The organism is Deltaproteobacteria bacterium, assembly GCA_003194485.1.
Lineage (GTDB): Bacteria > Desulfobacterota > Dissulfuribacteria > Dissulfuribacterales > UBA3076 > UBA3076.
Map to the genome: position 1 here is coordinate 144,924 of PQXD01000003.1, position 13,924 is coordinate 158,847.

Genomic DNA, 13,924 nt, shown 5'->3' on the forward strand with positions numbered 1-13,924 from the left:
TATGGCAGCAAACGTGGTGATGAACTTCCTGAGGATTTGAGTACTGCAGAAAAAAGGCTTGCAAAGATCAAAGAGGCTAAAAAATACCTGGAAGCCAGAAAAAAGGCTGAAGCCAAAAAGAGCAAGGAGTCTCATAAGAAACACGGCAGAAAATCTCAAAAGCCTGACGACACAGTGAAGCCTGAAACCAAGGTCAATATGACCGATTCTGAGAGTCGTATTCAGAAGACGTCCAAAGGTTATATTCAAGGTTATAATGCTCAGGCCGTAGCTACAGAAGACCAGATAGTTATTGCCTGTGACGTGGTGAATGAGGCCAATGACATTCATCAGCTTAAACCTATGCTGGAGCAGGCACAGCAGAATCTTTCAGAAATAGATGTTTACGCAAAGACAGTCCTTGCTGACGCAGGGTATTGCAGTGACGATAATCTTGAATACCTGGAATCCAAGGATGAAATAAACGCTCTTGTTTCAACCCGGAAAGAGCAAGAGATGAGAAAGGCCGAATCCGGCTCCAAAAATATCAGGCACCGTTCCGACAGATACAAGGCCATGGACAGGAACCTCCAAAACCCAGTCAGTCGATATATTTATGGATTTCGCAAGCGAATAATTGAACCTGTATTTGGGCAGATGAAACATTGTCAGGGTTTCCCCGGCTTTCTCTTACGTGGACTTGAGAAGGTTAAGAACGAATTCACCTTATGGTGCAGTGCGCACAATATTTTGAAGCTATACAGATATGGCGACAGAAAAACGGCAATATGAGCATAAAATAGAGGAAAACAGGGGGTGGAATAAGGCTCTTATGACAATGAATCTCAATAATCAGCATTTCCAGAAAGTCCAGAGGGGCATAAGGCCAAAATTTGGCCGAATCGAAATCTTCGGCTGATATGATTTACGGGACACGCTCAAAAGTATCTTTACCATCATTGCCGGATGATAGGCTGCGCTTCCCTGGCCATTGGCTCTGTAAGCTGTGATTAATGCTGACAGATCCATTTGATCAACTGTCTCAGATATAAATCGGGCAAGATGGTCCTGGGGGAGCCAGTCGTCCAGAGATGGGGGTAGCAGATATGGTTGCTCCGGATTATAGCTTCTGAAATTGTAGTTCATGAGGCCCTCAAAAAGCAATTATCATGTTGAAATTATATAATATTTTACCGAATTCGGCCTCATTTTGCAACTAATATTTGCGGGACAGACTCTATAGGAGACTGAACAGTGCAACAGATCATTTTTTGAACCTTTTCGTCGATTATTTGGGATATATCCTTTGCGACAAGACCGTTCATGAAGCCGTAAAGCAACAGAGTATTCTTGTTGAATTTTCCCCCAATTCCAGGGCGAGCAAGTGTCTTTTTACGGTCGCTGAGAAATTATGTCAAGAGCGGCCGGAAGATTACGGATGTGGAATCTGAGTTCTTTGGCGGGACAAATGTTAGCAGGGATGACCGACAAAAAAAAGCGCGACGAGGTTATAATTAAATATGCACCTCTTGTTAAGAATATTGTTGAGAGAATTGCTTTGAAATTACCGAGTTATGTGAATAAAGATGATTTAATCAATGCCGGCATAATAGGATTGATATCTGCTTTAAAGAAATTTGATGAAACGAGGAATGTACTATTTGAGACATATGCCAGATTTAGGATTCGTGGAGCTGTTTTAGATGAATTGAGGTCAAGAGATGGTGTATCCAGATCAGCCAAAAACAAAGCTGCAAAGATCGAGGAGGCATTTACAGCATTGCAAGGGGAGCTCAGACGGCATCCAACAGATGAAGAGGTGTCAGATTTTCTTGGCGTATCAGTTGATGAGTATTATAAGCTTCTTAATGAAGCAAGGGGAGTTTGCATCTTGAGCACTGATAATTTATGCGCCAATTATTGTGAAAAGTATGGTACCTATGATGTCCTGGAAAAAATTGATCAAAATAATCCTTTTTTTCTTCTAGCAGATAAAGAATTGAAAGAGACATTAAGAGATGCAATAGATTTACTATCTAAAAAAGAGAAATTAGTTTTACAACTATATTATTATGAGGAATTGACATTAAAGGAAATAGGAATGGTAATGTCATTAAGTGAATCAAGGATATGTCAACTTCATTCTCAGATAATATTAAAATTAAAGAGTATTTTGAAGAAATATAGACACGACGAATTTATTTAATATGACTATTGAGTTAGCTCCACATCATATGCTAATTGTAACGGATTATTGGATGATTACCCAATAATCAAAGACTATATATCGAAGCGGAGCTAACTCAATAGTCATTATTTAATTATTTATATTGAAATGAAAAGAACATATTTTATAATAATTTTTTTGTCACAATGGTCCTTTTGCCATATAGTTATGCGATTACACCAGAACAGATCATTGAATTGAAGAAGGCAGGAGTAAGCGATAAAACGATTCAAATAATGTTAGAACAAGAGAAAGAAGGTACAAGAGTGATTAAAGACGAGCAAGGTAATGTATATATTATTTATTCTACGAGGAGATCAATGTGTAAGACTAAAGAAGATATTAAGGAGGAAGAAAAAGTGAAAAGAGCTTGGAAAATGCTTGAAAATATCATAATTGATAAAAGATAGTAAAGCCTTTGTTTGGATGGAGTTGAAGCCATGGTCAGAGCACTTGATATACAGCAAACAATATTACAATCAAATGCTGTTGAACGTGTTCAGCAGATTCAGCAACAGCATCCTGATATACAGCAGAGATATTTTAGAGATCAATTAAATAAAGAAAAGTCATTATTAAGGAAAAAAGTTAAAGATCTTGAAAAGAGTGAGCAACTCATAGTTAGAGAGAAAGAGGAACAACATAAGAGAAAAAAAGAGTCCAAGCATAACAAACAAAAGTCTGATGGAGAAGTTATCTCTGATTTCAGTAATGATCTATCGGCTGATGAGATTGGGAGAAAAGTAGATATAAGGATATAAGATGACTATAGATTTATTGCCAGCCCTTCAGATTTTTGCGGATTTAATGCTATTTTTTGCCATTATATTTTTTATCCGGATAGTAAACAAAGAGATGAAGAAGAGATCATTAGTAATAGATACGGATTCTTTTACTGAATTCAAGAAGTTTATAGAAGATTCCCGGCATTCTGCTGATTATCTATTGGAAACTTTAAATGAGGGCAGAAAATCTTTCAAAGAGATGGCATATGTCTTAGATGAAAAAGAGAAAAGATTGAAATTTCTTATAGAAGAGTCAGACAGCAGGCTTGAAGAAATGAGACCAAGCGGTTCAAACCGTGGAGAAAGGTATGAAGAGGTCATAAAGTTGGCCGAACAAGGTCTAAGCGAGAAAGAGATGGCCCATGTGTTGAATTTAACAGAAGGAGAGATACGCCTTATTTTAGATCTTGATCGTAAAAAGAATGAAAATGCCTAACACTTTTAATTTCGTCCGCTCTAATCTAATTTCGCAAATTAAATCCCCCGTTACAGATTCAAAAAAAGAAATTTTTTTACTTCCTCTTTCTGTCAATGAAGTTGTGGAAGCGGATGTTTTAGAAAAAGTTGGCGACAGAAAATTGCTAATTTTACTGAAAACGGCGAAGATTTTAGCGGATTCTGAGATACCATTTAAAGTAGGTGAAAAAATTACAGTAAAAGTTGAGCGATTACATCCCAGGGTTGTCCTTCGTTTCATACAGAATCCAGAAAAGCTGCAGGATTCCGGAATCGCCGATTATGTGAGGTTCTATCGTTCGAATCCAAAGGCAGTCTGTGCCTTTTTTTTGGAGCTAAGCAAGGTGTTCAATCAAGAGGGCCTGGGGGAGGTCGCATTACATCTGGGAAAAGAGAACATAGAGAATATTCAAAACCTTTTAGGATCTTTAGTGATTTCTAAAGAAACTCTGAATGATAAGCTTTTTTTAAGGAATTATATATACAAATTTGGCTATTTAATGGAAAAGGGGCTTAAAAATTATATAAATAAGGGTCTTTTTAAGACTGCAAATCTAAATGATTCTTCCCAAAGTCTTAAGGGACTTCTCATAAATATGTCTGATAAGCTTAAATTATTGATGGAAAACAGAAATCTTTCGGCAGTAGAAAAGCTTTCTGATTTTATTAACACATCATTAAAGATGATTGAATCCCATCAAGTGATAAATTATCTGTTTCAGGAATATGAAGGTAAGTATATGTTTCAAATTCCTATATTATTTACAGAAAAGATGGGATTTGCGGAAATTTTTGTTAAATTTGGAGACAGGAATTCAGAAGGCAGAGAGCAGCAAAAACAAAAGAGTATCATATTTTTGTTGCATATGGATGCATTAGGTGACATTGTTATTGATGCAAAAATCATTGAAAAGAACATAAGCTGTATTTTAAAATGTAACGATAATAATTTACGCAATTTTATACTACCTTTTTTAGATAATTTACGCAAAAAACTTAAGGATCTTAAATATAAAGTAGATTACCTTGAATGTGTGGTAGATACGAATATTTTAAAAAAGGATGAATGTAGCGAGTTTCAGTATCTATTTGCACAAGAAAAAGTAGATCTTTTGGTATAATTAGTTTCAAAAAGGTCTTCTTATAGTGTAATTATTACTTAATTACTTTTGAGAGATATTTTTGATGGACTGGCATAAGAAAAAAAACGTTATAGCGGCTGCTATAGAATATGATAACAAAAAGGATGCAGCTCCAAAGGTAACTGCTAAAGGAAGGGGTTCAATAGCTGAAAAAATTATAAAACTGGCCATGGAGCATAATATACCTATTAAGGAAGATCCCGCCCTGGTACAGATCTTAAGCCGACTTGATATCGATGAGCAGATTCCTGTTGAGATTTATAAGGCTATTGCTGAAATATTGGCTTTTGTTTACTCAATTAATGAGCAATATAGAGAGAGGCAGACAAAGTAAAAGGAGGCTTTCTCTGCGCGGACTTTGCGTAAATATCCGGTGAACCCGTTATATCCCGTCCTGAAGCGGTTATCTTTTTCCGGGTTTCAAGGCTCACTCATCGCATGATCAACGACAATTATTTTTCCCTGTCAACGACAATTATAATTCCCTTTTCCGTTTGTCAATTTTTCTGTTTTTTTCATTAAAATTTCTTCCTTTTTGGGACTGTTCCAGACGATAGCCCGTCAGGCGGTCAATGGCAGCTGCCGTTGTCATGGGATCCTTGAAGATACGTTCCCGGGCGCATTTCGTTTTTGTTGATAGACTTAACCTGCTGCCAAAGCGGCTCGATGAAAGTTGCTGAAACACAGTTTCCATCTTCCTGACACAAGTTGAGACCGGAGATAGAGAAAGACCTCTGCCGTATCTTCTCTCCAAAAGGTTCCCGGAGCCTTCAGGCGAAGATTGATTACACGACGAATACCGCTTTCGATAGCACCACTGCCAATAGGCACCTTTCGTCTACGGAAGTATTGGTATCTCATGTGATCACGGAGTTCTGAGGATATGTAATCAGGATACGGGTTTCAATCCTTGTTCTTCTGGATGATGCCTACCGGCCCGTACAGGTGGCGTTGACGGTATAGACCATTGCGTGGTTTCAATCCTTGTTCTTCTGGATGATGCCTACCGGCGTTGACCCGGCTGCCGGGTCACAGTCAATACATTTTGGTTTCAATCCTTGTTCTTCTGGATGATGCCTACCGGCAAGGAGCGGGCCAAGATAGCCAAACTTGATGCAGGGTTTCAATCCTTGTTCTTCTGGATGATGCCTACCGGCCATTTTGGTTTGTCTCGATACTCTATCAGCTTTTTCAGTTTCAATCCTTGTTCTTCTGGATGATGCCTACCGGCCATTTTGGTTTGTCTCGATACTCTATCAGCTTTTTCAGTTTCAATCCTTGTTCTTCTGGATGATGCCTACCGGCTCGATGGCTTTTTCATTTGATAGGAGCCCTGGCTTTCTGTTTCAATCCTTGTTCTTCTGGATGATGCCTACCGGCATCCGAATGCCGGGAGCTAAACTATTGAGGTTAATAAGTTTCAATCCTTGTTCTTCTGGATGATGCCTACCGGCAAGATAATAGACTACTGTGCCATTATCCGCCAGGATAGTTTCAATCCTTGTTCTTCTGGATGATGCCTACCGGCCCATTCTGGATGAGCCGGCTTAGTGCATCCTGAGCAGTTTCAATCCTTGTTCTTCTGGATGATGCCTACCGGCTCGGCAATGATTTTCTTTTGTTTCTCTGCTGTCTTGTTTCAATCCTTGTTCTTCTGGATGATGCCTACCGGCAATTTGTACCTATGACAGTCTCATCCGGGGTCTTGGGCGTTTCAATCCTTGTTCTTCTGGATGATGCCTACCGGCTGGGGGAAGGGTTCTTATGTCAGTAGATTAATTGATAGTTTCAATCCTTGTTCTTCTGGATGATGCCTACCGGCAATGAAAGATATAATAATCGGAGGTGAACTTTTCTGTTTCAATCCTTGTTCTTCTGGATGATGCCTACCGGCAGATAGTGCTCGACTTATCCGCTTCGATGATTTTCGTGTTTCAATCCTTGTTCTTCTGGATGATGCCTACCGGCCTCATTTTCCATAATCACTTTTTGCTCATTGTAAGAAGGTTTCAATCCTTGTTCTTCTGGATGATGCCTACCGGCCCATGCTAATGCCTTTCTTCAATACATCCGCCAAGGGGGTTTCAATCCTTGTTCTTCTGGATGATGCCTACCGGCCTGCATCAGATGGATTCTCTTGACCTTCTTCGCCCAGTTTCAATCCTTGTTCTTCTGGATGATGCCTACCGGCCATCGACTGTGGCTTGATCTTTGCGAATTCCTTCTCGTTTCAATCCTTGTTCTTCTGGATGATGCCTACCGGCCTCTGCACTTCTGATTCTGGAGTGAGATTGCAGGTTTTGTTTCAATCCTTGTTCTTCTGGATGATGCCTACCGGCCGGAAGTATGGAGCACATGAATTTCCCTAACTTTGCTGTTTCAATCCTTGTTCTTCTGGATGATGCCTACCGGCCTCCTGGGCTGAGCGAGCGTCCACGCACTAAGACGGTTTCAATCCTTGTTCTTCTGGATGATGCCTACCGGCAACTTACGCAAGGTTTGTCATTACCGCAAGACAGTGTTTCAATCCTTGTTCTTCTGGATGATGCCTACCGGAGCAACCTTCCCTCAACCTTTTGATTAGATAAGGAAAAAATAATTATCAGCTCTCCTCTTTTTACCACAAATGCATTGGTTATCTGTTGATAATATACCATTCTCAGAATAGATTACATGTATAACTATTTGAAAACATTGTCAAGTCGCCTAAACGCAAATATTTTTGTACGTGCAGTCCAGACATTTTCGCCGTGAGTTTGATCTGTTGGGATAATAATCACGATAGATTATTGAAAACACACCTTCCACTATTTTCCAAGCCTTTTTCTTTTTCAGTTCATCAGTATTGACCGGGACTTCAACCAGCTTGTTGGCGCTTCGCAGAAAACAGATAAACCCACGTTTTACCTCCCGGTTGTATCGTTCCTTGATAAGACCGGCATATAGCATGGTCTGAATCCGCAACGTCTTGAAGATATTGTCTTTATATTCGGCAAATTTGTAATCCAGCGGCGCCATGGAGCCGTCGCTCAGGGTGAGTATTTCGTCAATCCTGCCCCGAACTTTTAACCTGGCTGATGCCAGGTAAACATCCTCCTCTTTGGCGATACATCCTATCTTTTTTCGCAGGTACTCACGATTGCGAACCAGGCGGCGCTGGTGCATTTCGCGGCCGGCCATAACCTTGTAGCGCCGTTCCTCATGCTGGGGAATCTTGAGGCAATGCATGAAGTAGACAAAGCGGGGACAAAAACAGTATTCCATGACATCGCTGGGAGTGATCATGGGCAAGGCCGTGGCCTCGTAGAATTCACCACTGCCTTCCAGCCCGGCCTCGGTTGTTTCAAAAGATAAGTTCAAGCAGATCCCCTTTTACCAGTTTTTGGTCAAAGGCCTCACCGAGCAGGCGGCATTTTCTGAAATCATCCTCGCACATAGGGAAAATATATACCTTATCACCATCGTCATCCATAAGATCCTCCATCTGAAGGGTCAGCTCATCCAGACTGTTGTGGTTGATACTGCCCACGAACGCCGAGTACTGCACCCGGTAAAGCCCCTTTTGCTTGCAGGCCTTGGCGATCTTGGTCCTGGCCCGGTCGTCGGAAATGTCGTAGATTATCCAGACTAGCGTTTCATCCGCCTTCAAAACAAACTCCCCCAATCGCAGTCATTTTGGTGTAAACCGCCATCATGTGAGGGCTCACAGGGTGCTGCAGACCTGCCTGTGCCAGCACGGCAGACAGGTGCAAGGCGGAAGGCACGCAGGCGTACTCCTTGTACTTCAAGTGCCTGACCTGTCTGCCGCCAGGCAGGCAACGCAGCAGATGCGGTGCCCTGTGAGCACTTACCTCCAATCAGCCGGTGGCAGTCTACAGCTCGACAAGTTCCGGCACCTTGTCGATACTGCCTTTTTTTATGAGAATATTGGCCAGCCGGTGGCAGTCAAACTGGATAATATGGCGGCGCTTGATGTTGCGGCCCCGGTAGCGTATCGCCTCGTCCAGATATTCATTGAACCTTGTCAGCAGGAGGGCCTTGCCCTCCTTGTTCAGGGTATAGCCGCCCTTTATCTCATCAAAATGGGCTTCCTTTACCTTACGGCCGGCCAACAGCACCATGACCACCCGGTCGGCCCATACCCGGTAAGGTTCGATCATATCGAACACCATGGACTTCTTGTTGTAATTATCCGTGTGCAAAAGGCCGGTATAGGGATCAAGCCCGGCCAGGATGCATCCATGCTCCACCAGGGAATAGAGGACTCCGTAGCCATAGTTGAGCAGACAGTTGAAGAAGTCTTTGGCCGGATTACGGCTGCGGCCGTTGAACTGATACCGTTCCGGTAACGCTTCCGACAAGGTGGAGAAATATACCCGGCTGCCGTTGCCTTCGACGCCCAGGACCCGGCTGCGCACAGCCTCAAGGTTTCCGCCCTTGATCTCCGCCAGGGATCCTTGCAGGGACGTAAGCTGGTTGATTCCGCCGGTCAGCTCCCGGCTCTTCCGGGTCCGCCGTTTGCGCAATTCCGCAAGGTGTTCGATCTGGTTTTCAAACTTTCGTTTCACCCATTCCAGTACAAGGTGGACGCCTTCCATGGTTTCAGCCACCTCCAACTGCCGCCGCCTGATCCGGGTGGTACTTCCCAGCCGGCAGTGCCAGACCCGGCCGTACGGCGTGCCGAACTCATCCAGGAAGACCAGGTCGATATTCCAGGTCATGGCCAGCTTGATCACGTCCGAGGTCAGGCTCACGCCGGTGGTCACCAGGATAGAACTTACCTTGCGGGGCGAAAGCTCCATCTTGCGCTCTTTGGCCTTGACCAGGAAATTACCGTCCTTTACCCGGAGGTATGACCCGTAAGTGTTAAGAACAAGTTGCATCTATACAGAATTTTCGATTACGGTTTCCAACCGCGCCACAGGGACGCCCACAATTTTCTGTCCAATTTGACCTGCAAATCTGATCTTGATCTTCCGGTTCGCTAACAAATAATAAGATCGAGTCCGGGAATATCTTCAAAATCTTTTTTATTTCGTGTAAGCAGGCTAAACCCGTATTGGATTGCCTGGCTGGCGAGCCACAAATCCTGAACCCGATAACGATGACCGCGTCCAGAGGCTTTTATGTATGCTGCAAGGCCGCCAAAGATGTCGGCGGTATCACCATTGATGGTCAGAAGCGGCTTACGTTGCAACCGGCGGAGGGCTGCCAGCCGTTTCTGCCGTGTGCTTGGATTTCCGGCAATTTCAGCCCCGAACTTGAGTTCAGCAAGGGTAACCGGAGAGAGAAAAACCGGCGCATCGCCGGTCAACAACGCTACATCCGCGGGTGCCAAGGCCCCCTGCTCGACATCGATCCAGATGCAGGTATCGATTATGAATCCCATGGATCATGCACTCCTTCATCAATCCAGCCCCCGCCCGGATACTCTCGACTGTCCTTGATCCAACCACCGGCGGCCTCGGGAGGCAATGTCCGGTACAGGTCGGCCATGGCCTCAAGTGCCGTCTGAAGCCGAGGCCCAGGCACCAGACGCGCGATCTGCTGATGATTACGCTCAATTGCGATTTCCTCGCCGTCATGTACCATGCAGTCCAGCACCTTGCGCAAATTACGAGCCAGTTCCGTTGCGGTAATCGTTTTCATATTTCACCTCTACATAAAATATGCTCGAATCATACTTTACATATTAGCCCCTTTATACCCACGGAGCAAGGAGAAAGACCACGAACAAACATATCGCCCCGGAGGCCCGCCTCCTCTTCGGATTCACTGGCCGAATTCATCGAAATAGGCAGATAGCTCACCTACTTGAAACAGTTTGGAAATTTTTTTCGACCCCATTTATAAAAATCAGAGAAGGTGTCAAATATGGCGTTTTCACAGGTTGCGTCCTTAAAATTGGTTTTGTCATCCCACTTTGAGATATTTTTGAAGGTTGCTCTGTCCAAAAAAGTATGTGATAAATCCGTATTGTTTAGAATTGCCCCATCTATTATGGCTTCTTCTAAATTAGCTCCTTGTTGACCTGGGCCTGATAGATTTGCATTCGTCAGATTCGTTCCTATAAGAAGACACTTTCTTAGATTTGTGCTATGCCATAGACGAGAGCCAGACAAATCAGTTCCTTCAAGGAGTGCTCCTTCGAAGGTAGCATGCATAAATTCAGTATCCTTCATATTAGCATACATAAAGTTGGCATATTCAAAATTGGCGGGATAATCGGAAGCGCCGGGGCCAGCGGCCGTAGCCCGAGACAAATTTGCAAAAGATAGATCGGCCTTTTTAAAGCTGATGCCTCTAAGATCAAGACCACTCAAATTTGCCCCTTTTAGCCTGGCACCTTCAAGTGCTTGAGGATTCATATCTATGATGGCGTGAATTATAGCTTGTCGAACGAACTCTTCTTCATCTTTTTTCATCAGACTATTTATTAATACAAACTCACACCTCTTTTCAAAGGGCTTAGGCCCTATACCAAAGTATCGTCGGTAGCGATGCAAGTTAATCAAATCAATAGCAGAAGTAGCCCGAACCGCTGCATTCGCATCCCCCAGACGTTGCAGTGCTTCAGAAAAGTAAAGATTCATTTGCTGCTCACGCTGATATACAAAAGGGAGGGAAAATGTCAGAAAAGTCGATGCAGCACCAATGAACAGCAGTAAAATCTTTAGACGTTCCAATTTGTATTTTTTCTCTTCAAAATTACCCACTATGTTGCCCCTTTCGTATTAACAAAAATGGTCTGTTTTTCCTATTTTCATATAGTAGAACAGTGTCACGTCAACTATCGAGCGTGTGTATTCAGATTATCCATTACCAGAGTTATTTTTTCGGCATCCTCATACTGGGCCGCAATCTCTTCCAGAAAGTAAATAGCCTGCTTGTTTTGAAACAGATAACTTTCTTCTACGTTCAAGAAGAAGCGAAGGAATTACGCTTCTTTCCTCTGTGTCATATTCAAAACACATATTTCCGATGCCTCATCATCCATTTCAATGAATAAGTCCCTGGTGGGGTATTCCGCCTCAATCAAGGTAAACTTCTCCCCTTTGTCCTCGCAAACCGTCTCCAGGTTAAGCTTGCCCAACTGGCCGAGCAGATATTCCGCCTGATCTGTCCGTGTGCAAAAGGCCGGTATAGATCAAGCCCGGCCAGGATGCATCCATGCTCCACCAGGGAATAGAGGACACCGTAGCCATAGTTGAGCAGGCAGTTGAAGAAGTCTTTGGCCGGATTACGGCTGCGGCCGTTGAACTGATACCGTTCCGGCAACGCCTCCGGCAAGGTGGAGAAATATATCCGGCCGCCGTTGCCTTCGACGCCCAGGACCCGGCTGCGCACAGCCTCAAGGTTTCCGCCCCTGATCTCTGCCAGGGACCCTTGCCCGCTTTCCTTGAACCGGGTCTTAAACCCAAATTATGCACTTCAAACACCGAACAATAAGGAACAAATAGAAAAATCAGTAAGTTATGGTGTATTGTCCAGTTTGGAATGTTCACCCAAAAGGTGCATTCCACCGGAGTTAAAAATTGTTCGGTATTTGAAGCCACAAGGGGCAGCCAATTTTACCAAATCTGCTTTGTTGTCAGGCACTTGAAGTACAAAAGTACGTCTGCGTGCCTTCCGCCTCGCATCTTTGGCAAACTTGGCTGCTGCATAATTCGGGTTAAAAACTGAACAAACCTCCCGGATGGAGGCCCTCAGTTTAATTATCGCATAAAGGTCGCAAAAATCCTTTTTGGCTCCGCGCTGAGATATGGTTTTTATTTTTTCCGCCCCGATATCACGCCAGTGCGCAACTTTTATTCCACGCCAGACTGCGGGTGCGGCAATAAGGGGAACTTCATAATAGAGGAATGAAACCCGTATTCCTTCAACTTCGCAGTGTATTGTCCCCTGCGAAGTAAAAAATACCCGGGTGGCCTGGATCGTGGCCAGCAGCACATCCGTGTTGAAGGGCCTGGTAGAGAAAAAATCGAGATCGTCCGATTTCCTGTGTCGTAATTGGAGGGCCAGGGCAGTGCCGCCGGCCAGGTAAAAATCTCCGACCCGGGGCGCCAGCGACTTTACCGCCTTGATGGCATCCACGGATAATACTTCCTCAAACATTCGACCTCTCTCACCGGGATGCCCAAGCGGACAGCCCAGTATTTGCCGGTCCGGGGCGACAAACCACGCCGGCACCGCACCACCCGGGCGATCTGTTCATCACCGTATATCTCCCTTAATCGATGGACATCAGCCATATCGCCGAAGTCAAGGACCCGGGCTATTACATACCACGCGTGTCGCTCGGGATCGATCTGAGCCGCGTCCCAGAACAAGGTGGGAGAAAAGAGGACCTTGATATCCGGTTGTTTGCCTTTTGTGGGCTTACTCCCAGCTCTCACGATAAAAAACCTCTACTCTACCATAATAGATATCAACCCGGACTCCTTGGAAACCATTTTTCTCCGCAACCAAAAGTCAGGAGTGAGGAATGTACCAAGAGTATTGCCCTTATTTCCCTGTTTTTATGGTCTTGAGATCACAGTGCTGCTCAATCTGGTCAAAGTCTCTGTCGTTGTGAAGCAGTGGAATATCGTTCTCGATTGCCACGGAAGCAATCATGCAATCTATCGGCTTGCGGATCGTAATCCCTTTGCGCCGGAGGGCACGGTAAATATCCGCTGCCTTGATAAAAGTTGCATGGGTCATCGGGAGAAATATTAAGCTGTCGAATCTCTCTCTGGTATCTTTGTACTCCTTTTCCTTGCGGATGCCCTGGAGGACTTCCGTCAGAATGACGCCGCAGATGCAGAGATCATCCTTGTTACGCACCAAAGATTCCAGGGTTGCAACATGAGGGAATTCCAGACTACCGAAAAAATCAATCCATACAGTCGTATCGACCATAATAATCATGGAGTGCGGCCCCGGCGGGAGGCGTCCAAATCACCATCCCAATGAACCTTCCCTTTTAATTCAAGAATCTTGAGTTGGGATTCACGCCTGAGAAGTTCACGCAGGGCATAATCTATAAGCGCTCTGCGTGTCTTTATTCCGGTAGCTTTCTGGCATTTATCCACCAGTTCGTCATCAAGAACAACATTTGTGCGTCCCATGTAAATTACTTCCTTTTCAACCTATTAATACACATTATACAATAAAAGATGTGTATTGCAAGCCCGGACTAATTCCCGCCGGTTATTATGCCGCCTTTTTCTTCCTGATTTCAATCAGCAGTTCCAGATGCTTGTCCAAGAGGCGTAATAATTGGTTCATGGCCTGGGACTGCATGGCCCCTCTCGACTGTCTTTGACCAATCGGCAGCGGCATCCGGAGGCAAG

General features: G+C 44.2%; 21 protein-coding genes and 1 CRISPR repeat array. Of the genes, 7 read left to right on the top strand and 14 right to left on the bottom strand.

Annotated elements, in window-relative coordinates; translation table 11 throughout:
* A partial coding sequence (locus C4B57_02890; GenBank protein ID PXF55581.1) for a DDE transposase occupies positions 1-771 on the top strand: 771 nt, incomplete at its 5' end.
* 60 nt (positions 772-831) lie between these two features.
* Here the strand turns inward: C4B57_02890 and C4B57_02895 are convergent.
* Entirely contained in the window at positions 832-1,143 is a 312-nt protein-coding gene (locus C4B57_02895) for a hypothetical protein (GenBank protein PXF55582.1), read from the bottom strand.
* 247 nt (positions 1,144-1,390) lie between these two features.
* Between C4B57_02895 and C4B57_02900 the strand changes: the two genes are divergently transcribed.
* The 6 genes from C4B57_02900 to C4B57_02925 all read left to right on the top strand — a co-directional run bounded on the left by C4B57_02900 (position 1,391) and on the right by C4B57_02925 (position 4,923).
* Positions 1,391-2,185, top strand: coding sequence for a FliA/WhiG family RNA polymerase sigma factor (locus C4B57_02900; GenBank protein ID PXF55583.1), 795 nt, complete (start codon positions 1,391-1,393; stop codon positions 2,183-2,185).
* A 167-nt stretch (positions 2,186-2,352) separates the two neighbouring features.
* On the top strand, positions 2,353-2,616 hold the full coding sequence (locus C4B57_02905; protein PXF55584.1) for a hypothetical protein: 264 nt from the start codon (positions 2,353-2,355) through the stop codon (positions 2,614-2,616).
* A gap of 30 nt (positions 2,617-2,646) precedes the next feature.
* Positions 2,647-2,967, top strand: coding sequence for a hypothetical protein (locus tag C4B57_02910; GenBank protein ID PXF55585.1), 321 nt, complete (start codon positions 2,647-2,649; stop codon positions 2,965-2,967).
* Between the two features lies 1 nt (position 2,968).
* Positions 2,969-3,427 carry a hypothetical protein gene (locus C4B57_02915; protein PXF55586.1) on the top strand — a complete coding sequence of 153 codons (459 nt, stop codon included), beginning with the start codon at positions 2,969-2,971 and terminating at the stop codon, positions 3,425-3,427.
* Entirely contained in the window at positions 3,420-4,568 is a 1,149-nt protein-coding gene (locus C4B57_02920) for a hypothetical protein (protein ID PXF55587.1), read from the top strand. Before C4B57_02915 ends, C4B57_02920 begins: the two co-directional genes overlap by 8 nt.
* 64 nt (positions 4,569-4,632) lie before the next feature.
* The gene (locus tag C4B57_02925; GenBank protein PXF55588.1) at positions 4,633-4,923 is read left to right on the top strand and encodes a flagellar biosynthesis protein FlhB; all 291 of its coding nucleotides are present in this window, start codon (positions 4,633-4,635) and stop codon (positions 4,921-4,923) included.
* A 141-nt stretch (positions 4,924-5,064) separates the two neighbouring features.
* Here the strand turns inward: C4B57_02925 and C4B57_02930 are convergent, their stop codons facing one another.
* The 13 genes from C4B57_02930 to C4B57_02990 form a co-directional block, all read right to left on the bottom strand.
* A complete protein-coding gene (locus C4B57_02930; GenBank protein ID PXF55589.1) occupies positions 5,065-5,283 on the bottom strand; it encodes a hypothetical protein in 219 nt (72 codons plus the stop codon).
* A gap of 206 nt (positions 5,284-5,489) precedes the next feature.
* Positions 5,490-7,146: direct repeats of the CRISPR family, unit length 37 nt; unit sequence GTTTCAATCCTTGTTCTTCTGGATGATGCCTACCGGC.
* Between the two features lie 149 nt (positions 7,147-7,295).
* A complete protein-coding gene (cas4, locus tag C4B57_02935) occupies positions 7,296-7,874 on the bottom strand; it encodes a CRISPR-associated protein Cas4 (protein ID PXF55629.1) in 579 nt (192 codons plus the stop codon).
* Positions 7,875-7,932: 58 nt separating this feature from the next.
* Complete coding sequence (gene cas2 / locus C4B57_02940) at positions 7,933-8,238, bottom strand: CRISPR-associated endonuclease Cas2 (GenBank protein PXF55590.1); 306 nt, start codon at positions 8,236-8,238, stop codon at positions 7,933-7,935.
* Entirely contained in the window at positions 8,225-8,446 is a 222-nt protein-coding gene (locus tag C4B57_02945) for a hypothetical protein (GenBank protein ID PXF55591.1), read from the bottom strand. The genes cas2 and C4B57_02945 overlap by 14 nt, the downstream gene beginning before the upstream one ends.
* Before the next feature lie 15 nt (positions 8,447-8,461).
* Positions 8,462-9,472 carry a CRISPR-associated endonuclease Cas1 gene (gene cas1 / locus C4B57_02950; protein ID PXF55592.1) on the bottom strand — a complete coding sequence of 337 codons (1,011 nt, stop codon included), beginning with the start codon at positions 9,470-9,472 and terminating at the stop codon, positions 8,462-8,464.
* A gap of 101 nt (positions 9,473-9,573) precedes the next feature.
* Positions 9,574-9,978 carry a VapC toxin family PIN domain ribonuclease gene (locus tag C4B57_02955; protein ID PXF55593.1) on the bottom strand — a complete coding sequence of 135 codons (405 nt, stop codon included), beginning with the start codon at positions 9,976-9,978 and terminating at the stop codon, positions 9,574-9,576.
* Positions 9,966-10,238 (bottom strand): type II toxin-antitoxin system Phd/YefM family antitoxin, encoded by a 273-nt coding sequence (locus C4B57_02960; GenBank protein ID PXF55594.1) that lies wholly within the window; start codon positions 10,236-10,238, stop codon positions 9,966-9,968. Before C4B57_02960 ends, C4B57_02955 begins: the two co-directional genes overlap by 13 nt.
* Positions 10,239-10,399: 161 nt before the next feature.
* The gene (locus C4B57_02965; protein PXF55595.1) at positions 10,400-11,305 is read right to left on the bottom strand and encodes a hypothetical protein; all 906 of its coding nucleotides are present in this window, start codon (positions 11,303-11,305) and stop codon (positions 10,400-10,402) included.
* 319 nt (positions 11,306-11,624) lie between these two features.
* Positions 11,625-11,969 carry a CRISPR-associated endonuclease Cas1 gene (cas1, locus tag C4B57_02970; GenBank protein ID PXF55596.1) on the bottom strand — a complete coding sequence of 115 codons (345 nt, stop codon included), beginning with the start codon at positions 11,967-11,969 and terminating at the stop codon, positions 11,625-11,627.
* Between the two features lie 93 nt (positions 11,970-12,062).
* Positions 12,063-12,704: a hypothetical protein gene (locus tag C4B57_02975; GenBank protein PXF55597.1), complete on the bottom strand. Its 642-nt coding sequence runs from the start codon at positions 12,702-12,704 to the stop codon at positions 12,063-12,065.
* Positions 12,662-12,985 (bottom strand): hypothetical protein, encoded by a 324-nt coding sequence (locus C4B57_02980; protein PXF55598.1) that lies wholly within the window; start codon positions 12,983-12,985, stop codon positions 12,662-12,664. The genes C4B57_02975 and C4B57_02980 overlap by 43 nt, the downstream gene beginning before the upstream one ends.
* Positions 12,986-13,094: 109 nt before the next feature.
* Positions 13,095-13,499, bottom strand: a complete 405-nt coding sequence (locus tag C4B57_02985; protein ID PXF55599.1) for a PIN domain nuclease — start codon at positions 13,497-13,499, stop codon at positions 13,095-13,097.
* Complete coding sequence (locus tag C4B57_02990) at positions 13,496-13,699, bottom strand: DUF2191 domain-containing protein (protein PXF55600.1); 204 nt, start codon at positions 13,697-13,699, stop codon at positions 13,496-13,498. The genes C4B57_02985 and C4B57_02990 overlap by 4 nt, the downstream gene beginning before the upstream one ends.
* Between the last annotated feature and the right edge of the window lie 225 nt (positions 13,700-13,924).